Consider the following 24,276-nt stretch of genomic DNA (forward strand, 5'->3'; position numbering starts at 1 on the left):
AAGCGCTTTTGTCAACCTGGATCCCAGCTCGGATAACAAGAAAAGAAGCACTGGTTTCACATAGATCTGAATAAATATAATTTCTTAAACATTTATAGCTCACATAAAACCCGGTCTGACTGTCATAAAGGCTACTCATTGCAGCAGACAACTTTCGCACTACTTCAAATTCTAATTTTCAACTTAAAGAGGTACATAATGTCAAATAACTTCAATTTCAAAGAATTTTTTCACCATCACGAAGCAAATAGCACTTTAGATGATATACAAAGGTACTGCATACTGTGGCAATCAGTGATATCACAGGCAATGATTGATGCAGCAAGTAACTGTAAAAAAACAGAAAGCTTGGTAGAGAAACGTAAAGCAATTTCCTGGCTATCAGACTTCAGTCAAGATTTTGTTGAAACATGTATACTGGCTGATTGCGATCCGTTATACGTAAAAAACAAAATACAGCCAATTCTAAAAAAGATAAAGCCCTTTTAATGAGGTTTACCCCTCTCACCAAGAAAAATATCATTTAATCTTTTTTCTATAGCTTCATCTATATCTTGGATTAATAGCTGCTTTATCATATTCACTTTCCGTTCTGCCTCTTGAAGATTATTGTTACCGTAACTGTTCTTATTACTATAACCATAACTACTGCCATTTGGTTTATTACTCATTTTTCTTCTTGTTCTGAGTATCTGAACTATCTTCTCCTTGAAAAAAGACTTCCAGCCTGTGCCAGAAAATAATTTGTAGAGAAAATGCGGAGTAAGAAACGCTACTAATATTCTAATAGAAACTCCATAACCCAAATCATCTCTATTTTCATAATACCATTTTAAATATTGATACAAATGGTAAAATGCATTTTTGAAAGAGCTAAACTCTACAGTATACCAAAAACCATTGGTGAGAAACATAAGCATAATGCTCGATGTATAAAGATACAGAGTGAAAAGAAATAGCTTGACAACTATATCTTTCAAGCTGCCCAGTATATAATTAAATAACCTTAATTTATAAAAAAGTGATATCATTTCACGCACACTTTAATAAAGCTGGGGTGGAAGGATTCGAACCTTCGCGTGACGGTATCAAAAACCGCTGCCTTACCACTTGGCTACACCCCAATATTGTTTATATCAATAACATTATTAACCCAATTAGTAAAAGATTTATTCGATTTTCCTATGGGTATTATCACAACGGCTGGTTGATCATAAGAATGCATTGCCTCGATTTTTTCTACAATCTTATCAGCCTGATCATTCCTACTCTTCATAATTGTCACCACTTCACAATTACTATTAATTTTACCTTCCCATAAATACAGAGAATTTACTTCAGGAAATATATTTACACACACAATTAACTTCTCGTTTAACAATTCTTCAGAAATAGCCTTAGCCTCTTTCAAGTTTGAAAAAGTTATATAGACTAAAACTAAATTGCTCATTAACCGCTACATAAATGCATTTTTACTATACTCTACTTAGATTTATTCATCAAGAGAAAATAGGAGAGACCTCTTCAGTGCTTGACACACAGAAATTGAAGATGTCATTTAGTAGCTCTCCTCTTGTCATCCCAGTAGTTCTCCTCTTGTCATCCCAGTGCGTGACACTGGGATGGCTTTGTTGCATCGCTCAAGTGAAAAGAACTGGCAGTTACTGACAAAATTCATTATAAAACAGCCATTTAACTGTTGAAGAAAAAATATGCCACAGAAAATGAAAGTCAGTAACCAAAACGAATATAACAAATTCCTTGAAAAAAGGGGAATATTTTTCGTTACATCGATGAAGCTATCGAAAATTGGTATGAAAATAGTCCAAAGATGCAGGGTGGCAACTATATTTATAGTGATAAAGTTGTGATTTTGGTGCATATAATCGTTAATCTTTTTAGAATTGGTTTAAGACAAACGGTAGGGTTTGTAAAAGGGTATTTGCAACAAAAATGAATTTTGTCAGTATAGCCCTTCTCATAATAGTCCAAAAAGAGTAAGATATGGATTGATAGTAGTGGAAGGTAAGGATGCCAGTAGCAAATAGTTATGACTTAAGAAAAAAGGTAATGGAAGCATTGGATGAAGGAGAGAGTGGAGAAACTGTTGCCAAGAGATTTAAGATCGGAAAAACAACTTTATATGAGTGGAAGAAAAGACGTGAGAAAACGGGAGATTTTCAGTCAAAAAAGCCTGGAAGCGTGGCATAAAATTACTGACTGGAATGCATTTGCCGAATTTGCAAATGAGCAAGGTGGCAAAACTCAGTCAGAGATGCTGGGGCAATATTAGTAGACAAACAATTCATCGAGCACTTAAAAATATAGGATTCACAAGAAAAAAAAGACCTACGGATATAAAGAAAGAAATGAAGAAAAGCGAGCTCAATTTTCAAAGGTTATAGCAACAAAAGAACCTAAAGAATTAGTGTATATAGATGAGTCTGGACACTGAACCTATGGGTATTGCCAGAAAGGACAGCGGTTTTATGCCCTAAAATCTGGGAAGAAAACTCAACGAATTAGCATGGTTGCAGCCTTAAGTGGAAGAAAAATAATTGCTCCGTTAACCTTTGAAGGCCACTGCAATATAGATATCTTTAATAAATGGTTTGAGCAGTTTCTGACACCGATTTTGAAACCTGGACAAACTGTTATCCTTGATAATGCTACTTTTCATAAGTCTAATAAGATTTGCTAAAGGAGTTGGCGCAGAAATTTTATATCTACCTCCTTATTCTCCCGATTTTAACAAAATTGAGCATCATTGGTTTGCTATAAAAAACAGAGTTAGTCCTCTATTCACATCTTTTCGTCATGCTGTTGATTCCGCTTTTCTATAAGCTTTTCGGACTATTATGAAAAGAGCTATATTAAGCTATATAACTCAAAATCTTGATAAAATGCAGAAAAGTTTTTTTAATTTCAGCTCCATCCTCGAAGAGTTAGAAAATAACTTTAAGCAAGTTAGTCAGAATTTTTCTGACGCAAAGGAACAAGTTTTAAATTTAGCTGTCAACTCTGAAAATTTGGCAGGCAAGTTTCTTAATTATCACCCGAATATGTGCATAGTATAAAATTAGCTTGATAGACTTCAAGAGCTTTGCCTATGAAGTCAGTGTGCTTCTTGAAATGCAATATACTTTTATTACTTTAATTATGAAAATCCGTTAAGCCTTCTTGCCAATTACTACAATATTTTCACTTGGAAAAAAGTAGTCAGGTATAGCCATGTTCTTTGGTGCAGGACCGCCAATTACTCGGCCTGATGTGTCATAATATGAACCGTGACAAGGGCAGAACCAACCGTTGCCGTCTTTTGTAGCGTGATCAACTGGTACACATCCAAGATGGGTGCATATTCCAATCATAATTAACCATTCATCTTTTCCTTTGTATACTCTTTTTTCATCTGATTCAGGATCTCTCAAATTTTCTGCATTTATGGCTCTTGCAGCCTCAATCTCTTGTTTTGTGCGCTTGCGGATAAATACTGGCTTACCTTGCCATTTTACCTTTTTTCCTTGTCCTTCTTGAATATCAGATAGATTAACCTCAACCGTAGACATCGCTAAAACCTCAGCAGAAGGATTCATAGACTTAACCAATGGCCAAAGACCGCTTGCAGCTCCTATACCTGCCATGGCACACGTAGTTAATGTGATAAAATCTCTTCTACTCTTATTTTTGGCAAAATCTTTAACAAGAGATGTTTTTTTATTCTTCTCATTCGTCAATGATTTTTTATTTTTAGTTAACTTCTTATCCATCAATCTCTACTTGAACATAGACATATATTTTAATTTAAATATTATAGATTAATCAATAGAAATTTGCACTATTTGTTTAACCTTTGCTATATAGTTAAGAAGAAACAGAGTTGTCAATTTCGGAAATACTATCTTCAGTGGAATCGGGATCCTCAATTTTCGCTACTGACACCACCTTTTCTCTACTCTCTGTTTTAAACAGAGTGACTCCTTGAGTGCTACGTCCTGCAATTCTGATATCATTTACTGAAATACGAATTAACTTTCCTTTATCTGTAATAAGCATGATATTATCACCCTGTTCAACTGGAAAGCTAGCAACAACATTACCGTTTCTGTCGGTAGTAAGGATATTTGTAATACCAACACCACCTCTATTTGTTACCCTATACTCGTACGCAGAAGTTCTTTTACCAAAGCCATTTTCAGTAATAGTTAATATGAACTCCTCATTCATTGCAAGTTTTAAGAACAGTTTGTTATCTATTCCTAAATCATTCAAAGTCTTTTCCAATTTAGAATCAATGGAGTTATTAATTGCAGTCCCCAGTCTTTTTGCAAGTGGAACTTTTAAGTAAAGTTCTTTTGTTTCTGTTGCTACACCTATCCCATTTAATATGGTCATAGATATCACGCTGTCATTCTTTGCAAGTTTGATACCTCTTACGCCATCTGAATTGCGACTTTTAAATTGACGCACATCACTTACAACAAATCTGATACTTTTGCCGAATCTTGTTGAAAGAAAAACATGATCAATTTCATTGCATACTTTAACTGATATTAACTTATCTCCCTCATCGAGCTTGATTGCTATTTTTCCATTGCTTGGAATATAGTGAAAATCTGCTAAAGAGTTGCGCCTTATGTTCCCATGAGCAGTAGCAAAAACTATGTTTTGATTTTCGTCATTTTCACTTGGTAATGGCATTATATTAGTTATAGTTTCACCATCGCTAAGCGGGAATATATTAACAAGTGCTCTTCCACGTGCAGTTGGCTCTGCAATAGGTAACTTATAAACTTTTAATCTATAAACTCGGCCAATATTAGAAAAGAATAAAAGGCTAGTGTGGGTATTCCCAACAAATAATTTTGTGGTTACATCCTCTTCTTTTAATCCTTGTCCTAGCTTTCCTTTTCCACCACGACGCTGAGTTCTATAATGAGAAAGCTTCACACGCTTGATATAACCATTCATAGTTACGGTTATCACCATATCCTCTTGTGGAATTAGATCTTCAGCTTCAATGTCCGTATCTGATTCCTCTATTGAAGTTTTTCGCGGCACAGTAAATCTGTTCTTTATTTCTTGTAGATTGTTTTTTATTTCTTTCATCAACTTCTCTCCTGAGCCAAGAAAAGCGATATATTCTTTTATCAGGTTGATCATTGAACTTAGCTCAGCTTCTAATTTGTCTTTTTCAAGGCCTGTTAAACGTTGCAATTTCATGTCAAGAATAGCTTTCGTTTGCAGCTCAGTTAATCTATACACTCCGTCTTTCAAAAAGCTTGTGCTGTCTGAGATTAATCCAATAATTGTGTTTATCTCAGCTGAAGTTTTCCATTCTTTATTTAAAAGTTCTCTACTTGCTTCCGCAGGATCTTTTGCACCACGGATGATTTTTATCACTTCATCTATGCTCAAGACCGCAATGTAGAGCCCTATATATATATGAGCTTTTTCCCTCGTTTTTCTTAGACGAAACTCTGTTCTCCTGATTAATACTTCTTTTCTAAAATCAATAAAAGCAGCTATAATTTCTTTCAACGACATCAAAGCAGGCCTGTTGTTGTTGAGGACTAAAGTGTTAACACTAAAACTACTTCTTAGTGGAGTTAGTCCCAATATTTGATTAAGTATAAAACTTGCTTCAGCATTTCTTCTGAGGTCAATTACTACCCTAATACCAGACTTATCAGATTCATCCCTAATTTCTGTTATGCCATCAATTCTTTTTTCTTTTACAAGCTCACCTATCTTCTCAATTAATTTTACTTTATTTACCTGGTAAGGTATTTCATCAATCACTATTGCTTGCCTATCTTGTGACAGGTCTTCCATGTGAGTCTTGCCTTGCACAACAATTGATCCACGACCCGTTGCAAATGCTGATCTTATTCCAGACCTTCCAAGAATCGTTCCCCCAGTTGGGAAATCCGGTCCTGGCATCACTTCAAGTAACTCATCCAAAGTAACTTCAGGATTATCTATATATAACATACAAGCATCTATTATTTCTCCAAGGTTGTGAGAAGGAATATTGGTTGCCATACCAACCGCAACACCGCTTGCACCATTTACCAATAGATTCGGAAATTCTGCAGGCAGTACAACAGGCTCTGTTTCATTTCCATCATAGTTTGGCCTAAAATCAACTGTATCTTCGTCAATATCATTTAGTAAAAAATGCGACACTCTGTGGAGCCTTGCTTCTGTATATCGCATTGAAGCTGGCGGATCTCCATCTATCGAACCAAAGTTACCTTGCCCATCAATAAGTGGTAAAAGAAGAGAAAAATCTTGAGCCATCCTGACCAAGGAGTCATAGATAGCCATGTCACCATGTGGGTGATATTTTCCCATTACATCCCCGACTATACGAGCTGCTTTTTTATACGGTTTACCGGCATCGAACCCAGCCCTCGACATTGCGTATAATATGCGCCTATGAACAGGTTTAAATCCATCTCGCACATCAGGTATAGCTCGACTTATGATCACACTCATTGCGTAGGAGAGATAAGAATCCTCTAGCTCTTTCACTATTGAAACTGGTACTATGTTGTCTTGCATTTTCTATACTTTGATTGAAATAATTGTAATATTAATATTCAACTAGGCTAATGGGCAATGACAGACTTGAACTGCCGACCTCCTCGGTGTAAACGAGATGCTCTACCAGCTGAGCTAATTGCCCCTCTAGATATAATTCTATAGTTCAATGTTGTTGTTGTAAACAAAAATAGCGATACAAGCAACTCTTATGGAATCGCTGGGTGCGCACTATGGAGTTGTATAAATTTTAGCCTTGCTGCTACCTTGTATAAAGGTATTCTTTCACTTGCATTTTTTGACATGTTCAACAACTTTGAATAACATGCTGTGGCATTTTTAAAATCTGAGAGCTTATCTAGAATAACAGCTAAATTATAGGTATAAAAAATATTGTTTTGATCTAAAGAAATTGCTGCTTTCATATATTCTTTAGCTTTTACGTAATCCCCTTTTTTCATATAGATCAAACCTAAATTTGCTGATAAAGGGGCGCTATTTCTGAGTGTATCATACAATTTCAACATTTCACTCAATGCTAAATTAGGATCATATTGTGAGATTATCGTCAGAAAATTCTTTAATACATAAGGGTTGCTAGGATATTCTTTTAACAGTCTTGTGTAAATCTCTACAGCTTTTTTAAATTCTTTGTTAGCGTAATAGATATTCCCTAGTCCAATTAAAGCACTTTCATGATAAGGAAATCTTGCGATAATCTGATTGAGGAGAGAAGTAGCTGTTTCACTATCTCCTAACTCAAAGGAATCTTTTGCTTTTTTTAAAATAGAGTATATGTCAAAATTCTTGCCAGAATTCTGCGAAATTTTGATATTAAATTTGTCACTTTTTCTCTCGAGAACATCAAGATCTTTATATTTTTTATCAGCTTTTATATGCTTGACAACACTATCAAAGACCTTCTGTATCTCCAAATTTTCACTAGCATAGGTAACAGAAGACCTCCATAAAATCACAACGCAAATTAACATGCAGACAAACATAGATCCTAGTGTTGTGGCATTGGCTGCAGCGCGTAACCAGTAAATCTTATTTCTTTGAACTATACGCAACACATTACAAATTCATAAATGCTAAATTACTTATCTAATATAATAATAAAGATATTATTAATTGGCAGATACTATTTAGAATGAGTTAAAAGAGCACTTCTACACATTCCATATGGTTGCCAATTACACTCCTCACATGCGTAGTCAAATTTCTCTAAAGACATTTTCTTTCTAATTCTTTTTACTGCTTTACTCCAGGTCAAAATCTCGCCAATTTTTATTCCTAAAATTTCCATATGCCTTCTATCTAGCTCTAAAACTTTAGCTTGTGTGGTACATTTACCTTGTTTAGTCTGGTTTGGGCAAACACTACAAATAGTGTCAAGATTATCAACTACTTCGATTTTAGTATTAGGATCACTAATTACTTTACTTGCTATCTTTTTGTAATTTTCTACAAAGCCCTGAGAATATCCATACCCTTGAAATGCAAGAGTGCACATAAAATGATGAGGACGAAACCTTATCACTTTTTCAAATACTGCAAAGCTGCTACAAGTAGAAAAATTTTTACCAAACCAGGAAGGATGAATGGTAAAACACCTACCATTATTGCTTGTTTCAGACCCACGTAAATAGTAAGCCAACTAATACCACAAATAAAGATTACGACTGTACCCGCCAGACAACTTAAAGAATTACACATAAATGATTTATATTTAGAGTTCAGTAATTCATTTACTCTGCTCATTACTACAACAGCAACTAAACAGCCAATCAAATATCCACCTGTTGGCCCGAGAAAAATGTGATGACCACCAGAAAAATTCGCAAAAACAGGAAATCCTGCTGCACCAAGTGATAGATATGTAAGCACAGAATAGAATGCTGTTCTGCGGTTAAATTTAAGCCCAATAAGCATTACTCCTAAAGTTTGCAATGTGATAGGCACAGGCTGCAATGGTATGCTTATTTGAGCCATCAAGAATAAAAGTAAAACGCAAGACAATATTTCAGCCAGTGTTGATCTGCTGCTAGATTGTGTTATAAACATACTTTCCCAATAAAAATAACTTATTAAATGTCATATATGTGTATGAGAGGTTTTGCAATTTAAATTTTGCTCATATTGTGCTACAATGAATTATTTATGCACTATTAAATTAAAAATGATGAGTAAACAAGATCTATTATCGTTGATGAAAGCAAGACACAGCGGACGTTCATACGATCCTACAAGAGCAATATCTCAGGAAGACATGGATATTTTAATGGAAGCTGTAAGGCTGACTCCCTCATGTTTTGGTGATGAACCCTGGAGATACGTAATATGCAACAAACAGAACAATCAAAGCGCATGGGAAAAGCTGCTAAATTGCCTTGATGAATCTAATCAAAAGTGGGCAAAAGATGCACAAATACTAATTATATCTCTAAGCGCTAAGAATTTCCGTAAATCTGACAAAGGTGAAAATTTTTGGGCTAATCACGATACTGGTGCAGCAAATTATGCACTTATGCTACAGGCTGCAGCTATGAACTTAATGGCTCATCAAATGGGTGGATTTGATAGAGATAAAATAGTAGAAAAATTCAACATATCCGATGATTTTAATGTAATGTCAGTGATAGCGGTTGGTTACGAAGAAGATGGCGCTGAAACAAGTAAGAAGAAAAGAAGACCAATAGAAGAAATATTTTTTTATGATGAGTGGCCAAAAACTAGTTAACTTACTTTGACCACCCCTCTCTCAATACCTTAAAAATAGGATTATCTGGTAAGTATAGCTCTTTTCATAATAGTCCAAACGAGGTAAAATAAGGTTTTATAGTAGTGAAGGTAAGGATGCCAGCAGCATATAGTTATAAAAAAAGCAATGGAAGCACTAGAAGAAGGAGAAAGCAGGGAAACGGTGGCAGCAAGATTTAAAATTGGAAGAACTACGTTATGGGAGTGGCAGCAAAGAAGAAAAGAAACAGGAGATTTTCAGTCAAAAAAACTTGGAAATGGAGGTTATAATCACAAAATTACTGACTGGAATAAATTTACTGAATTTGCTAAAAAATATGGTGGTATCGGAAATGGCTAAGCTTTGGAGCAATGTTAGTATTCCAACGATCCATCGAGCTCTTAAAAAAATTGGACTCACACGCAAAAAAAGACATATGGATACAAAGAAAGAAACGAAGAAAAACGCGCTGAATTTTTGAAAATTATAGCAACAAAAGAACCTCAAAACTTAGTTTATATAGATGAGTCTGGACACCGAGTTATGGATATTGCCAGAAGGGACAGAGGTTTTATGCTCTAAAATCTAGTAAAAAAATTCAACGAATCAGTATGATTGCAGCCTTAAACGGCAGAAAAATAGTTGTTCCGTTAACATTTGAAGGCCACTGTAAATGGATATCTTTAATAAATGGTTTGAGCAGTTTCTGACACCGATTTTGAAACCTGGACAAACTGTTATCCTTGATAATGCTACTTTTCATAAGTCTAATAAGATTTGCTAAAGGAGTTGGCGCAGAAATTTTATATCTACCTCCTTATTCTCCCGATTTTAACAAAATTGAGCATCATTGGTTTGCTATAAAAAACAGAGCTAGTCCTCTATTCACATCTTTTCGTCATGCTGTTGATTCCGCTTTTCTATAAGCTTTTCGGACTATTATGAAAAGAGCTATAGTATATCCAATCCAGGAATTTTGGTAAAATCTATACCAGTTACTCGATATAATTCTTCATGCAAAGCAAAGTTTGGTTTACTTTTTCTGTGCTTATTTTTCTCTTCACCTAACTTTTTACTCTCATCAGACTTTGTCTCAAATGTTTTATAATATTCTTAAATGCTCCTGTCACATTCTGCTACTTTTTCCTGATAAATATTATATAGCTCAAATTCTTGCTTTAATGTAAATAGGTGTTCTTTTCTATAGTTTCCTGCTAATGCTTTTGCAATAACAGATTTATCACTTTTTATTCGTCCATCTCTTAGTTCAGCCAATTTTTCAGGATTATTCTCACCATCTATTATTGCTTTAATAATTTGCATTCCAGTTACACCAGTTGTATCGCTTATAACTTTATGTAGTTGAATATTCATTTGTGTTAGCGCTTTTTGCATACGCAAAGTATGTGTAGAAGCATTTTCAATTAAATTTTTACGTTGCCGAACATAACTACGCAATACACACATTTGATCATCTGGCCTAAATGACCCTTGGAGTAACCCGTAACTGTGTAGTTGTTGAATCCATTTGCACATCTGATTTTCTCCCAGGTACATTTTTAACATGTTTTGCGTTTACCAGTTTTACTTCAAATCCGTGTGATTCAAGTACTTGAAACAAAGGAATCCAGTACACTCCTGTTGACTCCATGGCTACTGTATTAACTTTACATTTTTTCAACCATTTTGTTATGTTGTAGAGATCTTACGTAAAGCAGCTAAATTTTTGTATACGTTGTTCATCGCTTCCTTCGGGTACACATACATAATGTACAGCCGAGCCAACATCGATTCCTGCTGCATTAGATCTCTAATTTACTTTTGAACTTTGCCATTTTTAATCTCCATTATATAATAATCCATAATTGAGAAGTGCTTAAGCTTGGGACGGTTGAGTTATACATTCTTCTAATCGAGGTAGCCCAAAAGGCTCAATCAGTGGTTCGACCGTTCCTCCAAAGCCACGCTGTCCTACGGGCACTTAAGTCACCATTGCACAGTTCGGCTATAACTGCAAAAAGCTCTTCTCTACAAAATTATACATAAAATTTGCTATACACTCAGCTAGGAAGTTTCTTTTTGGTTTGACAGGTTTTATCTGTCCGGCGCTGTCCAGTATGATAGGGGTTTTTAGGTCAATTCGGCAGATGCTATATACCATGCTGCTATAAAACCTAAATAAATCTTTCTGAATTCTACTTTGTTCTACATTATGAATGGCAGAATTGTTAGTATTATAAAGCCTTTCTGGATGTGGTTCATTTAAGATATTATATCCAACAATGGCAGGATGGTCCTTAAGTTCTCTTGCAAGATCTTGCCAAAATTTTGCTGCTTGTTTTTGAAAAGCTTGATCTGACCATAAACGTAAATCATCTTTATCGTTATTATTTTGCTTCCATCTAGATCCAGGTAAGCTAAGCATCGTTAACACTACTGGTATTTTTTGTTGATGAAAAGCATCTAAAACATCTTTCAGAACTTTCAGGTCTTTGGAAATCAGGCCCGGATAATTGTCTGCATTGCCTAAGAGGAAGTCACGTTGCGTAGTTTCAAATTTGTCAGGAGCAAGACGAATAAAACCAATTTTGTATTCCTTTGCTGCTTTGATTAAGTCACTATCAACTTTTCTATTGAAAACATTTGCTCCCTTTCTAACTCCAGTTTGCCAAAAGAGCATTTTGCTGTTCTCCGGTATTGACTTAGCACTCACATTACAGAAAACTATAGAATACAAAACAGCTGTAATTAGAAGAAAAATTTTCACTTATATAATTTTGCTATAATGGTAAGTAACCTAACAGACAAGATCCCGTTTGTAAAGATGCATGGTACTGGCAATAGTTTTGTTATCATAGACTCACGTTCAGCAAATAATTTAGACTGGAATTATAGACAAATTGCTGATCAAGGCAGTTGTGATCAAGTGATAATTATAACAATGTCTAATGCTGCAAACTGCTTTATGCATATCTACAATGCTGACGGTAGTCGAGCTGAAATGTGTGGAAACGCAGCACGCTGTGTTGGATATTTGATAATGTTAGAAAAAGGTACTGAATATATCACTATTGAGCTGATAAATAATCGTATCTTAGAATGTTTTAAAGTAGGTGATAAATCAATAAAGGTCAATATGGGTAAACCACTGCTTAAATGGAATGAAATTCCTCTTTCTTGTGAATGCGATCCCCTTTATCTACCTATAGAGCTTGAAATGCTGAAAGAGCCAGTTGCAGTAAATATTGGTAACCCTCATATAGTTTTTTTTGTTGATAACATAAGCGAAATACCATTGCAGAATTTAGGACCAAAGCTAGAAAATCACGAATTATTTCCTCAGAAAACAAATGTTAGTATTGCACAAATAGAAAAATCTGGAGAAATAAACTTAAGAGTTTGGGAAAGAGGAACAGGTATTACTGCTTCATGTGGTAGTGCGGCTTGTGCAGCATTTGTTGCATCTATACTTCGTAAGTGTTTGGCTACTAAACAAACTTCAGTGCATTTACCAGGAGGTCAGTTACTGATTGAGTGGTCAAAAAATATACTGATGACTGGGGATATAGGGTTTTTATGACCTAGGCTAGGCACTGACACTCATTACTTCTAACACCTTTTTACCAATCACAGCAGGGGTTTCTGCAATCGCAATCCCAGCACTGCGCATAACCTCTAACTTTGCACCAGCACTTCCGCCACTAGAGGAGATAATAGCCCCAGCGTGCCCCATACGTCTTCCTGGAGGTGCTGTTTGACCTGCTACAAAACCAACGATTGGCTTTTTAGTTTTTTCTGTTTTCACAAAATGTGATACATCCTCTTCTTCGTTTCCACCTATTTCACCAATAACTACAATACCATGAGTATCGTCATCTTTTAAAAAGAGCTCCATACAGTCAACAAACGTCATACCATGAACAGGATCCCCTCCAATTCCTATACATGTTGACTGACCAAGACCAACAGCGGTTGTTTGTGCTACTGCTTCATAAGTTAAAGTTCCAGAACGAGACATAATTCCTATATGTCCACGTCTGTGAATATGTCCTGGCATAATTCCTATTTTGCATTCTTCGGGTGTAATAACCCCTGGACAGTTTGGGCCAATCAATCGACTGTTTGAAACAGCGAGAGCGTGCTTTACCTTTACCATGTCAAGTATAGGAATGCCCTCTGTGATGCAAACTATTAATTCTATCTCTGCATCTATTGCCTCAAGTATTGCATCAGCTGCAAATTTAGCAGGTACATATATCACAGTAGCATTCACATCAGTTTTTTCTTTAGCTTCTGCTACGGTATTAAAAACTGGTAAATTAAGGTGAGTGCTTCCACCCTTGCTAGGAGTTACACCGCCAACCATTTTGGTTCCATAGCTAATTGCTTGTTCTGAATGAAATGTACCTTGTGCACCAGTAAAGCCCTGGCATATTAATCTTGTATCTTTATTTACTAAAACAGACATACTCTACTTCACCTCTTGTACTATTTTCTGTGCAGCCTCGTCAAGTTCGTCTGCAGCAATAATATTTAGCCCTGACTCTTCTAAAATTCTTTTTCCTTCTTTAAAGTTAGTGCCTGATAGTCTAACCACTAAAGGGACCTTAATATCTATTTCTTTTGCAGCTTCAACTATTCCATTTGCAATGATATCACAACGCATTATACCGCCAAATATATTAACGAAAATTCCTTGTACATTACTATCAGATAATATAATTTTAAATGCTTCAGTGACAGTTTCCTTACTTGCTCCACCACCAACATCTAGAAAGTTAGCAGGCTCTGCTCCATAGTACTTTATTATATCCATTGTTGCCATAGCAAGACCTGCACCGTTCACCATGCAACCAATATTGCCATCCATTTTGATGTAACTAAGTCCATGTTTTGAAGCTTCTATCTCTTCTTTAACTTCTTCATCATAATCACGAAGCTGCACGATTTCTGGATGACGATATAAAGCGTTGTCATCAAAATTAATTTTAGCATCAAGTGCAACAAAATCCCCGGAATTTGTTTCAACTAGTGGGTTAATTTCTATTTGGCTTGCATCAGTTGTAATAAACGCATCATATATATTTTTTGCAATATTTGTTATTCTTTCTATTTGTTCTGAATTCAAATTAAAATTATTGGCAAGTTTACTGTTATCAAGATTTGTAAAACCAGTAGCAGGGTCAATATCAAATTTCACAATTTTTGTAGGAGAATTTTTTGCCACTTCTTCAATATCCATTCCACCTTCTGAGGAAAATATAAATACTAACCTACTGAGCTTTGGATCAACTACTAGACTCAAATAGTACTCTTTTTTAATGCTTGAACCTTCCTCAATGTATACTCTTCTTACCTGCTGTCCACTAGGCCCTGTTTGATGAGTAACTAAAGTTATGCCAAGCATGTCCTTTACAAGTTGTTGAGCTTCTTTAGTTGACTTTGCTAGCTTTACGCCACCAGCCTTACCCCTACCACCTGCATGAATCTGAGCTTTAACCACAAACACGTCAGATTTTAGTTGATTTATTTGAGTTTCTACTCCTTCTGCAGATGTAGCAACAAAACCCTTTGGTACCGGGACATTAAACTTGTGTAAAATTTCCTTTGCTTGATATTCATGAATATTCATAAGATAACTAATTATTAACCTTAGTAAAAACTACCAACCATAACGCTGTCTTCTGCATTCTTGCTGATACCTCTTTTTCCTTGCTTCAGCTTTTTTTTTAGCTGTTTTCTCTGATTTCTTTTCGTGATATTTTTTTTTCATTTTGAGCCCTCTTCCTTCCTTTTGAATTATTTTTCTCAACACTGGAAGAGCTCTATCTACATCACCATAATGGACTGATACTTCAATCAAACTCTATACCTCCTTCGGTAATCACTTCAAAATCCATTTATAAATTAGAAAATTAACATTGTCAATTATTTTATAAACTTGAGCGATAGAATATGGTATGCAGTGATTTATATGAAAAAAGCTTCATTCTGCTGTCAATCATTTACTTGCTGATAAAAATTGCTCTTAGGTTACAGTGCTCTTGTAATTTTTCTAATCTCGGGGCGGAGAGATTTGAACTCCCGACCCTTTGGTCCCAAACCAAATGCGCTACCAGGCTGCGCTACGCCCCGACTTCTTTACTAAGAGTATCGATAGTTCGGAAAAATGCAAGTTTCATTTATTTCTTTTAGGAAAAATATAATGCAGATTTCTTTATATAGAGTGTCAAGTTGCACTAGCCATATTAAAAAATCTAGCTATACCAATTGGTGAAGGTTAATGCAGCAACTACAGCAGTATCAACTCTCAAAATTCTTTTTCCTAGACTCAGTTTCTGACAAAATTTATTGGCAGAATCAAGTTCGTAAGATGAAAAACCACCTTCGGGGCCAACAATAATAGCAACGTTTTTCTTGCCTTTTAGAACTTTATTAGGAGGTTGTCCTTCACCTGTTTCATCACACAAAACAAAATTTTTATTCTGGGAATCGGATAATTCACAAAAATTAATAGGAAGAAAAATCTGTGGTATACTTGTCCTACCGGATTGTTCCGCAGCTTCAATTGCCTGTAATTTCGCTCTACTTAGGTTAATGTTTTTTACTACTGTACGTTCTGTTGAAATAAATTGAATGCAGGTTACTCCCATTTCAGTTGCTTGTCTTACTATGTTGCTTAAGGCGCCGCTTTTTACCAGAGCACAATACAAATATAGATTTTTTTCATGTTGTTGTTGTTTAGTGCGTTCTTTTATTATAATTTTTGTCGATTTACTTGATATATTCACTACTTCTCCTAACCATTCTCCATCCTTTCCATTAAAAAGATAGATGTTATCATGCTTCTTAAGCCGCATTACATTGTAAATATAGTGACTTTGTCGTGGATGAAGAGCCAAACTTACATTTTGTGATAAAGCTTCTTCAACATAAAGCCTAATTTTTTTCATTCAAAACTTTAGTTATTTGCATTCTGTTTGAGTGACTCTTACGGGATTTGAACCCGTGTTACCACCGTGAAAGGGTGGTGTCCTAACCACTAGACGAAAGAGTCGACTTGAATCTAACTGAGTTATATCGATTATACATATAAAGTCAATTCAATTATTTTGAATCACACAGTTAGAGTGATATATCAGTGATTTTATATCGACAGCCTCCTATTACCCCATGTTCAATGCTTACTGAACCTATCTCAGATTTAGGAGCTTTAGATCCTAAATCTAATTTTTGTTCAACTTTTGTATCTGAATCATAGCCAGAATCGTATCCAGAATCTCTACGCTCAAAATTTTGCCTTATTTCTTTTACGTTAAAGCCAGCCTTGGTCTTGATTTGCTGACTCGCTGGCTTATTAGCACTTTGCTCATTTAGTTTTACTTGCAAATTATTCACTTTATCCTGCACTAATCCATGATAAGTCCCAGAATTATCTTTTATATGTTTTGCTTGTCTTTCTGATCTCTTTTTCGATAAATCTACTTTAGCATAAATAGGCTCTGGTTGCTCTTTATGATTTAAGCTAGTGGGCTTTTTTTGCTCTGAGAAATCATCTACATCTTCATAAATAGGTTCTCCTGATATACTAGAATAACCACTATCTTTCAATGATAAATTTTCAGTAGATCTTTTATGCAAATCATATACTTCAGCATAAATGGATTCTTCCGATACGCTCAACTCTTCTAATGAGTTACTAACCTTAGCGTCATATACCTCATCATAAATGGGCTCTTTTAAAAGTAAAATATCATCATGCTCAAAAATTCTAGGAGGTTTTTTAGGTGAGTTGGCCTTAAATTTTAGCTCTACTTCCTCTTTAAGCTTGTCACAACTTTCCGTTTGTTTCAAAATCTCCAATATTTCTTTTCTTTCTTTTTTTATTAGCTCACCAAGCACTAAACAACATTTTTCTTTACGATCTTTGAGACTGTCCTTATCTCCGTACTGCATAGCTTCTGATGCTATTTTGTATTGAAGGATTACATTTCCTATACTATTATTTATTTCATTAATATTTGCTCCAGCACTAATAAGTAACGTCATTACATTATGATCAAGATTTGTTACTGCATACTCTAAAGCTCGATTTAAAGTTTGATCATTATTCAAGTCAAATGACCCCTTGTTCCTAAAAGGATTAATTCTAGAAAAGAGTTTTTCAAAGCTGTTTACTATGTTATGAAGACTTAAAGCTAGCCTCACGCCTCTTATATTGCTATTTCTAGCGGATTTAATTAAAAAACTATCTACTATACCCATGATTGTACCCCTCTATATAAAAGCTCACCATTGTGGTACAATTTTAAACTATAACGATTTATTTTATATTAATAACCGCTTTTCACACCCACTTGACAAGAGGCGGCATCGACATCATAATTGCATCGGGGTTACCATTAGTCATTAAACCAAACCTTGTACCACGATCATAAAGAAGATTGAACTCCACATATCTGCCACGTTTTATCAATTGTTCTTCTCGTTGTTCTTTTGTCCAAGATTTTTGCATATGTTTGTGTATGATGTGTAAGTAAATTTCTAAAAAGGCTTCACCTACTGCTTTTGTGAACTCAAAATCATTTTTCCATTTGCCAGAAGTTAGATTGTCATAAAAAATTCCACCAATACCACGTGGCTCTTTTCTATGTTGTAAAAAAAAGTAATCATCACATTGCTTTTTAAATTTCGGATAATATTCGATGTTGAACTCATCGCAAGTTGCTTTAATTGATTCGTGAATATACTTGCAATCTCCCTCATCTTTATAAATTGGAGTAAAGTCCATTCCTCCACCAAACCATTGTTTTGAGGTATATATCAGCCTTGTGTTCATATGTGCTGCAGGGATAAGGGGAGATTGCATGTGAGACACTAAAGATATACCGCTTGCCCAAAACTCTCCATTGCTTTCACTTGCACCAGGAATTTCATTAATGGCTGAGTCTGCGAGCTTTCCGTATACTCTTGAAACGTTTACTCCAACTTTTTCAAAAATATTACCAAAGATAATTGTAGATTCACCACTTCCTCCACCTGGTCGGTTCCACTTTCTTTTTTCGATTTTTGGTTCTGTGAATGACTGTAACTCAATTGATAAGAAAGATTCGGTGATCTTGTTTCTCAGTGCGCAGAACCATTCAAATGCTTGTGTCTTTTGTTTTTCCATAATGCCTTCTGTTGGCTTATTAATATTATTCTACTCTATATTTACAGGAATTAATTAGATTGGGATAGTAACTACCCATCAAGGATGTTAATAAATCTATAATAATTAAATCAATATAGTAGAATATTTTTATATGTGCAAGGATGCCAAGCAATAATAATGAGTAAAAGATACATAGATAACAAAAAAGAGAACAGAGTTGACTTCATACTAAGAAATTATGGGATGTCAATTATTGTGATGGCAGTCATTATGTTCTTACCTCCAATAGCAATATCAGTACTCTATTTTTCTAATGTATATAGTCAGCATGTTAATATAGAGATTAATTTATTAATTAGCATTCTAATGACTCTCTTTGTGGCATATAATATAAAACGTTACAAGTATCTACTTAATATCATAGAGTTTCAAAATGCAATATTTGCAAATGCGCTGAATCATAATACAGAGTTTTGTCTCATTTTACATAAAGATGAGGGTATTATTTATGCTGATGCGAGGTTCTACGAAAGGTTTAAAGATCACATAAACGATGATGTTACGCTAGATAAAATCCTTGAAGCAGGAGATGTGTCAGAAAAAGACAGAAAATCACTCTATCATGCGTTAAGAAATAACACTTCTGTAAAAGTATGCATTTCCTTAAGCAAGAAGAGTAGAATATCTAACTTTCTTTTGCTCTCTGAACCAATACCGGATAATCCACAAATTGCTATAAATAGTAATAAGACTTTAAATTTATCATTAGCCCCAATAGCAAGACCGAATGGGTATTTTGTACTGAAGGCAACACAGGTAAACAAAGAGCAGGTATATGAAGAGTTGATAGAGAAACACAATATAGCAACTTACGTTGCAAATACAAAAGGAGGTATCTTATCTGTAAATAAAAGATTTTTAGACATGTTTGAACTAAAAAAATTGGAAAAAGGTAGCTCAATCAATGATTTTATATCTCAATCTAAGTATGACGATACAATAACCAAAAATGAAATTATGTTTTTTACTATAAGCGGTGCTCCATTTAAGGCTTATATGAGTACTGCTATATTTTGTGATAAATACAATCATAGCTATATACACGGCTTTATAACACCAACTGAATCAAATATTGTTGATTATCAACTACACCCTTGTTTTACAAATTCGTCAATTGCTATTGCACAATGCGACATAAATGGCAATTTTATAAAGAAAAATATAGCATTAGTAAAACTTGCGGGGTCAAATAATGGTTCTATCTTTGCATTGATATCAGATGGTTATCATATGAAAGTGCGTGAATATTTTTCAAGTAATAGGATAAATAATGCGTCCTTTGATGTGCAGCTCAATGGCGGTAATAACATGAAAATATATTTTAATAAGTTTCTTCATAATAAAGTGATGTTCATACTTTGTTATTTTATTGATAATACTGAACGTAAAAAACTAGAGATAAAACTTGAGCATTATCAAAAGGTGCAAGCTATAGGGCAATTAGCAGGTGGTATTGCACATGATTTCAATAATATATTAACCGGAATAATAGGATTTTGTGATTTGCTTTTACTCCAGCACTCAGCTAGCGATCCATCTTTTGGAGATATAATACAGATACAGCAAAATGCAAAACGTGGGTCAAATTTAGTAAGACAACTGCTTGCTTTTTCAAGAAGACAGACTTTGCAGCCAAAGATTATTAATGTAAATGGTACGATAGCTAATCTTTATGAAATGATCAAAAGATTAATAGGTGAAAATATAAAATTTAATATTTATTATGGTAGCGATTTGGGTGCTGTTAGGGCTGACCAAGGACAATTAGAGCAAGTTATGCTTAACTTAGCAGTTAATGCTGGTGCTGCTATGGAAAAGGGGGGAGAGTTAACTATACGAACCTTTAATCAAAAGGTTGATTCATTAAATTCTACACCTCAGGATATGTTTTCTCCAGATAAGGAAACGATTGAACATGGGAATTATGTTGTGATTGAAGTGATTGATACTGGATGTGGAATGACGAGTGATATAATTGAAAAGGCATTTGATCCATTTTTTTCTACCAAAGATATTACTTCTGGTACAGGTCTTGGCCTCTCTACTGTATATGGCATTATTAAACAAACCGAAGGATACATCTATGTTGCTAGCAAAGTGAATCATGGAACTAAATTTAGCATATTTTTGCCCATAGTTTACATATCGGATGAAAATGATAAAGAGGAAGATAGTAAAGAAATAGAGAAACCGGTAGAGATTAAAGGTAATGGTATAATTTTATTAATTGAAGATGAAGATTCAGTAAGGGAATTTACTGCTAAGGCTCTTACAAGAAAAGGATTTAATGTAATAGAAGCGAGTATAGGCAGCGAGGCACTAGAGATCATTAGAAAAAAAAATCAACACATAGATCTAATAATCACTGATGTAATCATGCCAGAGGTGAGTGGTCCAGAAATAGTTAAAGAAACATTGATACATAGGCCAAACATCAAAGTTATTTTTATTTCTGGGTATACAGAGGATGCTTTTTTAAAGAGCGATGAAATCAATATAGAAGACTTCCATTTTTTACCCAAACCATTTACTCTGAATGAGTTAGGAAATAAGGTTCAAAGTGTGTTACACAAGACAAAAAAAGGCAGTTTACTTTGAGCATGATTGGCAACAAAAAAATTTTTCTAATGCAAAAATTTCTTGCATATATACAATAGAGTTATTTTATACATAAGATAAAAGGTGTGAGCAAGATCATTGCAATAGTAAATCAAAAGGGTGGAGTTGGTAAAACTACAACTAGTATAAATTTATCAACAGCCTTTGCTGCTGTGGGAAAAAGTACTTTACTGGTAGATCTTGACCCTCAAGGAAATGCTAGTACAGGACTTGGGATTTCTTATCGTAGCAGGGAAGAAAAAAATATATATAAAATACTGCTGAGCAGCGAAAGTGAATTGGTGGAATCGGCAATTTTCAATATAAAGGAAATTCCAAATCTATCGCTGATTTCATCAGTGGTTGACTTATCAGCTGCAGAAATTGAGCTATCACAACTTGAGCAGGGAAAATTCGTACTAAAAGACACTCTAGAGAAAGTGCGTGATAATTATGAGTACATAATCATCGACTGCCCTCCATCACTTGGTCTGCTTACTATCAATGCTTTGACCGCTGCTAACTCTATTATTGTTCCTCTTCAGTGTGAATTTTTCGCTCTGGAAGGATTGAGCCATTTAGTTAAGACTGTAGAGCTGATAAAAAGAAATAACCTAAACCCTTTCCTGGCAATAGAAGGAATATTGCTCACAATGTATGACAGACGCAACAAACTTAGTGAGCAGATAAAAAATGATATTTGCCAGTATTTAAATGATAAAGTATATAAAACTATCATCCCATTGTATGAGACCATTATTCCACGTAACGTACGGTTATCAGAAGCGCCTTCTCATGGAAAACCTGCTATTGTATATGATCTTAAGTGTCCTGGTGCACAAGCATATATAAGTTTGGCAAAAGAAATTTTAAAGAAACACATGAGCATCTGTAAAGAGAAAAAGCTGATAAGTGAGGGTGCAGCGTGAAGGACAATAGGCGCTTAGGTAGAGGTCTTGCTGGCCTCATAGGCGATAATTATGGTAATAAAGAAGATCGGTTACCTATTTCATTACTACACCCGAGCAAATTTCAGCCGAGAAAATATTTTGATGAGGAGTCATTAAAAGAACTTGCAGGTTCGATAGAGAAAAATGGTATAATACAACCTGTTGTGGTGCGCAAAGATCCAAATAATGAAGGTTATGAAATAGTAGCAGGGGAACGTCGTTGGCGAGCAAGTAAGGTCATAAATCTTGATAGTGTGCCGGTTATCATAAAAGATTTAAATGACAAGGAATGCTTAGAAGTATCGATAATTGAAAACATACAGAGGCAAGATATTAATCCAATAGAAGAAGGTGAGGCGTACAGAAAACTAATAGATGAATTCTCCTATACACACGAAGAATTAGCCTTAACTTTAGGTAAAAGCCGCAGTCACATAACCAATATGATACGAATGCTGTCACTCCCTAATGGAGTAAAAACAATGATCAACGAGAAAAAATTGTCTATGGGTCATGCAAGAGCATTGATTAATGTTGAAAATGCGGAAAGTATTGCAGAAAGAATAGTTTCTCAGGGCCTGAGCGTTAGACAAACTGAAAAATTGATAAAAGACTTACAACAAAATAACGACCGAAAAGAGCATAATTGTACTAAAAATCAAGATATGGCAGCATTAGAAGGAGCTATATCTTCTCAGCTTGGTTTAAAGATCAAAATTAATGACAGTAATTCTAAGGGTAAAGTCATGATACGTTATAACAACTCAAATGAATTGGATTTTATATTGAAAATTTTGAATAGAAGACTTGAATCAGCTATTAATGTCGAAAGTAGCTCATAGAAATTTCTTGACAAACCTTCCCACTTTCCTTGCAATGGAAGTGAAATGGTGGAGTTTGTCAAGTAAGTTATTTCGTTTCTACCTTCAATAAAAATTTGCACGCAATAGCACAGAAGCATACGTTGCTATTCCCTCATTTCTTCCAATAGAACCTAATTTTTCCGCTGTGGTTGCTTTGATATTTACGAATTCATCATTAATTTCTAATATTTTTGATATGAATTCCTTCATTCCTGCTTTGTAAGGCGATATTTTAGGCTCTTCACAAACTATAGTAATATCTAAATTAGACACGCTATATCCTTTTTCCTGTGCTTTTTTAGCAGCAAAGTCAAGAAAATGAGATGAATTGCAATCCTTCCATTTAGAGGAATTAGGAGGAAAATGTTCTCCTATATCGCCACATCCTAGTGCTCCGAGTATTGCATCAACGATTGCATGTATTGCAACATCACCATCGGAATGTGCCTCTATTGCCATATTATGCTCAATTTCCACACCGCAAATTTTTATAAAGCTCTTAGCATCATTTTGAATTTTAACAAATTTATGTATATCATAACCGGTTCCGACACGGAATTTTGGCTCTCCAAAGAGAAGTTTTGCCATATTGATATCCTCTTTTGTAGTTAACTTAAAATTCTTTTTCTCACCTTCAATAATCGCAACATGTTTTTTATGCTCCACCATTAGTGATGAATCATCAGTAAATTCTTTGACTGACTGATGGCACGATAATAATTCTCTGAAATTAAAAATTTGAGGGGTTTGTATGGCTCTAAGTTTTTCTCTTGAAATCGTAGATTCAACGAAATTATTACTCACCAACGATATAGTATCCTCGACTTCTATTGCTGGAACTACTCCTGTATATTGACCATTAATCATAGATTCAATCAAGTTATTTATTAGAATATTTGATACAAAAGGCCTACAAGCATCATGTATAATAACAAAATCTGGATTGATCTTTTGCAAACTCTCCAGTCCAAGTTTAACTGAACTCTGCCTGCTTTTTTCTCCACATACTGGACTCAGCAATTTAGTATCTATAGTTGATGACGTAACTTCTTTATAGAAATCTTTTTGACTTTCATTTACTACCACTCTTATGTAACTTATGTACTGATTAGCTAAGAATTTTCTAATTGTGTGAAATAAAACAGACTTACCTGCCAGTTTTATATACTGTTTAGGGATTTTGGCATTGCATCTACTGCCTACTCCTGCTGCAACTATTAATGCTGCTATCTTGTATTCCTCAAGTCTGTTAGTGTACATGCTTATCATTTTCGTTGTTAATACAAGTTATCTAGCATTTTAAAAAAGTTTGATCCAATTCTCAAAAAAGAATATTCTTTTACTAGGTGTAATATATGTTAG

Annotated in this window: 23 protein-coding genes, 4 tRNA genes and 3 pseudogenes; 10 read left to right on the forward strand and 20 right to left on the reverse strand. The window is 34.7% G+C overall.

What is annotated here, in order from left to right; all coding sequences use genetic code 11:
* Positions 1-198: 198 nt before the first annotated feature.
* Positions 199-489 carry a hypothetical protein gene (locus tag ABWU56_RS06685; RefSeq protein ID WP_007301973.1) on the forward strand — a complete coding sequence of 97 codons (291 nt, stop codon included), beginning with the start codon at positions 199-201 and terminating at the stop codon, positions 487-489.
* Here ABWU56_RS06685 and ABWU56_RS06690 read toward each other — a convergent pair.
* The 3 genes from ABWU56_RS06690 to cutA form a co-directional block, all read right to left on the reverse strand.
* Positions 486-848 (reverse strand): hypothetical protein, encoded by a 363-nt coding sequence (locus ABWU56_RS06690; RefSeq protein ID WP_255563436.1) that lies wholly within the window; start codon positions 846-848, stop codon positions 486-488. The genes ABWU56_RS06685 and ABWU56_RS06690 overlap by 4 nt on opposite strands.
* Before the next feature lie 204 nt (positions 849-1,052).
* Positions 1,053-1,124 (reverse strand) — tRNA-Gln (locus ABWU56_RS06695).
* Positions 1,115-1,450, reverse strand: a complete 336-nt coding sequence (cutA, locus tag ABWU56_RS06700) for a divalent-cation tolerance protein CutA (protein ID WP_353281395.1) — start codon at positions 1,448-1,450, stop codon at positions 1,115-1,117. The genes ABWU56_RS06695 and cutA overlap by 10 nt, the downstream gene beginning before the upstream one ends.
* Before the next feature lie 262 nt (positions 1,451-1,712).
* On the opposite strand from cutA, the gene ABWU56_RS06705 reads away from it, so the two are divergent.
* From ABWU56_RS06705 to ABWU56_RS06715, 3 genes and pseudogenes are all read left to right on the forward strand, one after another.
* The gene (locus tag ABWU56_RS06705) at positions 1,713-1,871 is read left to right on the forward strand and encodes a hypothetical protein (protein WP_264687275.1); all 159 of its coding nucleotides are present in this window, start codon (positions 1,713-1,715) and stop codon (positions 1,869-1,871) included.
* Complete coding sequence (locus ABWU56_RS06710) at positions 1,802-1,957, forward strand: transposase (RefSeq protein WP_319803548.1); 156 nt, start codon at positions 1,802-1,804, stop codon at positions 1,955-1,957. The genes ABWU56_RS06705 and ABWU56_RS06710 overlap by 70 nt, the downstream gene beginning before the upstream one ends.
* A gap of 74 nt (positions 1,958-2,031) precedes the next feature.
* Positions 2,032-2,843 (forward strand): annotated as a pseudogene (locus ABWU56_RS06715) (IS630 family transposase).
* Positions 2,844-3,170: 327 nt separating this feature from the next.
* Here the strand turns inward: ABWU56_RS06715 and petA are convergent.
* From petA to ABWU56_RS06745, 6 genes are all read right to left on the reverse strand, one after another.
* Positions 3,171-3,770 (reverse strand): ubiquinol-cytochrome c reductase iron-sulfur subunit, encoded by a 600-nt coding sequence (gene petA, locus ABWU56_RS06720; protein ID WP_006014178.1) that lies wholly within the window; start codon positions 3,768-3,770, stop codon positions 3,171-3,173.
* A 94-nt stretch (positions 3,771-3,864) separates the two neighbouring features.
* The gene (gene gyrA / locus ABWU56_RS06725) at positions 3,865-6,567 is read right to left on the reverse strand and encodes a DNA topoisomerase (ATP-hydrolyzing) subunit A (protein WP_010403949.1); all 2,703 of its coding nucleotides are present in this window, start codon (positions 6,565-6,567) and stop codon (positions 3,865-3,867) included.
* Positions 6,568-6,618: 51 nt separating this feature from the next.
* A tRNA-Val gene (locus ABWU56_RS06730) sits at positions 6,619-6,691 on the reverse strand.
* A 64-nt stretch (positions 6,692-6,755) separates the two neighbouring features.
* Positions 6,756-7,622, reverse strand: coding sequence for a tetratricopeptide repeat protein (locus ABWU56_RS06735; RefSeq protein WP_264686742.1), 867 nt, complete (start codon positions 7,620-7,622; stop codon positions 6,756-6,758).
* A 68-nt stretch (positions 7,623-7,690) separates the two neighbouring features.
* Entirely contained in the window at positions 7,691-8,089 is a 399-nt protein-coding gene (locus tag ABWU56_RS06740; protein ID WP_353281398.1) for a DUF1284 domain-containing protein, read from the reverse strand.
* Positions 8,086-8,613 carry a biotin transporter BioY gene (locus ABWU56_RS06745; RefSeq protein ID WP_353281399.1) on the reverse strand — a complete coding sequence of 176 codons (528 nt, stop codon included), beginning with the start codon at positions 8,611-8,613 and terminating at the stop codon, positions 8,086-8,088. Before ABWU56_RS06745 ends, ABWU56_RS06740 begins: the two co-directional genes overlap by 4 nt.
* A gap of 85 nt (positions 8,614-8,698) precedes the next feature.
* Between ABWU56_RS06745 and ABWU56_RS06750 the strand changes: the two genes are divergently transcribed.
* Positions 8,699-9,289 carry a nitroreductase family protein gene (locus tag ABWU56_RS06750; protein ID WP_010403959.1) on the forward strand — a complete coding sequence of 197 codons (591 nt, stop codon included), beginning with the start codon at positions 8,699-8,701 and terminating at the stop codon, positions 9,287-9,289.
* A 116-nt stretch (positions 9,290-9,405) separates the two neighbouring features.
* A pseudogene (locus ABWU56_RS06755) lies at positions 9,406-10,215 on the forward strand (IS630 family transposase).
* A gap of 28 nt (positions 10,216-10,243) precedes the next feature.
* On the opposite strand, the pseudogene ABWU56_RS06760 reads toward ABWU56_RS06755, so the two are convergent.
* Both ABWU56_RS06760 and ABWU56_RS06765 read right to left on the reverse strand, forming a co-directional pair.
* Positions 10,244-11,124 (reverse strand): annotated as a pseudogene (locus ABWU56_RS06760) (IS110 family transposase); the annotation flags it as partial.
* Positions 11,125-11,294: 170 nt separating this feature from the next.
* A complete protein-coding gene (locus tag ABWU56_RS06765) occupies positions 11,295-11,969 on the reverse strand; it encodes a cellulase family glycosylhydrolase (protein ID WP_353281401.1) in 675 nt (224 codons plus the stop codon).
* A gap of 105 nt (positions 11,970-12,074) precedes the next feature.
* Between ABWU56_RS06765 and dapF the strand changes: the two genes are divergently transcribed.
* Entirely contained in the window at positions 12,075-12,869 is a 795-nt protein-coding gene (gene dapF / locus ABWU56_RS06770; protein WP_010403976.1) for a diaminopimelate epimerase, read from the forward strand.
* A gap of 6 nt (positions 12,870-12,875) precedes the next feature.
* On the opposite strand, the gene sucD is transcribed toward dapF, so the two are convergent.
* From sucD to hemF, 8 genes are all read right to left on the reverse strand, one after another.
* Positions 12,876-13,757, reverse strand: a complete 882-nt coding sequence (sucD, locus tag ABWU56_RS06775; RefSeq protein WP_353281403.1) for a succinate--CoA ligase subunit alpha — start codon at positions 13,755-13,757, stop codon at positions 12,876-12,878.
* 3 nt (positions 13,758-13,760) lie between these two features.
* The gene (sucC, locus tag ABWU56_RS06780) at positions 13,761-14,921 is read right to left on the reverse strand and encodes an ADP-forming succinate--CoA ligase subunit beta (RefSeq protein WP_353281405.1); all 1,161 of its coding nucleotides are present in this window, start codon (positions 14,919-14,921) and stop codon (positions 13,761-13,763) included.
* Positions 14,922-14,951: 30 nt separating this feature from the next.
* Positions 14,952-15,152 carry a 30S ribosomal protein S21 gene (gene rpsU / locus ABWU56_RS06785; RefSeq protein ID WP_007302350.1) on the reverse strand — a complete coding sequence of 67 codons (201 nt, stop codon included), beginning with the start codon at positions 15,150-15,152 and terminating at the stop codon, positions 14,952-14,954.
* Positions 15,153-15,350: 198 nt separating this feature from the next.
* Positions 15,351-15,424: transfer RNA gene (locus ABWU56_RS06790), tRNA-Pro, on the reverse strand.
* 122 nt (positions 15,425-15,546) lie between these two features.
* Positions 15,547-16,242: a 16S rRNA (uracil(1498)-N(3))-methyltransferase gene (locus ABWU56_RS06795; RefSeq protein WP_015588133.1), complete on the reverse strand. Its 696-nt coding sequence runs from the start codon at positions 16,240-16,242 to the stop codon at positions 15,547-15,549.
* A 32-nt stretch (positions 16,243-16,274) separates the two neighbouring features.
* Positions 16,275-16,346, reverse strand: a tRNA-Glu gene (locus ABWU56_RS06800).
* Between the two features lie 68 nt (positions 16,347-16,414).
* A complete protein-coding gene (locus ABWU56_RS06805) occupies positions 16,415-17,554 on the reverse strand; it encodes a hypothetical protein (RefSeq protein WP_179949529.1) in 1,140 nt (379 codons plus the stop codon).
* A gap of 82 nt (positions 17,555-17,636) precedes the next feature.
* A complete protein-coding gene (gene hemF / locus ABWU56_RS06810; protein WP_353281406.1) occupies positions 17,637-18,461 on the reverse strand; it encodes an oxygen-dependent coproporphyrinogen oxidase in 825 nt (274 codons plus the stop codon).
* 159 nt (positions 18,462-18,620) lie between these two features.
* Between hemF and ABWU56_RS06815 the strand changes: the two genes are divergently transcribed.
* From ABWU56_RS06815 to ABWU56_RS06825, 3 genes are all read left to right on the forward strand, one after another.
* A complete protein-coding gene (locus tag ABWU56_RS06815) occupies positions 18,621-21,101 on the forward strand; it encodes a response regulator (RefSeq protein ID WP_064085912.1) in 2,481 nt (826 codons plus the stop codon).
* A gap of 86 nt (positions 21,102-21,187) precedes the next feature.
* Complete coding sequence (locus tag ABWU56_RS06820; protein WP_264376152.1) at positions 21,188-22,030, forward strand: ParA family protein; 843 nt, start codon at positions 21,188-21,190, stop codon at positions 22,028-22,030.
* Positions 22,027-22,893 (forward strand): ParB/RepB/Spo0J family partition protein, encoded by an 867-nt coding sequence (locus ABWU56_RS06825; protein WP_264376151.1) that lies wholly within the window; start codon positions 22,027-22,029, stop codon positions 22,891-22,893. The genes ABWU56_RS06820 and ABWU56_RS06825 overlap by 4 nt, the downstream gene beginning before the upstream one ends.
* An 84-nt stretch (positions 22,894-22,977) precedes the next feature.
* Here ABWU56_RS06825 and ispD read toward each other — a convergent pair whose 3' ends face one another.
* Entirely contained in the window at positions 22,978-24,183 is a 1,206-nt protein-coding gene (gene ispD, locus ABWU56_RS06830; RefSeq protein ID WP_264376150.1) for a 2-C-methyl-D-erythritol 4-phosphate cytidylyltransferase, read from the reverse strand.
* Positions 24,184-24,276: the final 93 nt, after the last annotated feature.

It is taken from the genome of Wolbachia endosymbiont (group B) of Horisme vitalbata (assembly GCF_964028625.1).
Lineage (GTDB): Bacteria > Pseudomonadota > Alphaproteobacteria > Rickettsiales > Anaplasmataceae > Wolbachia.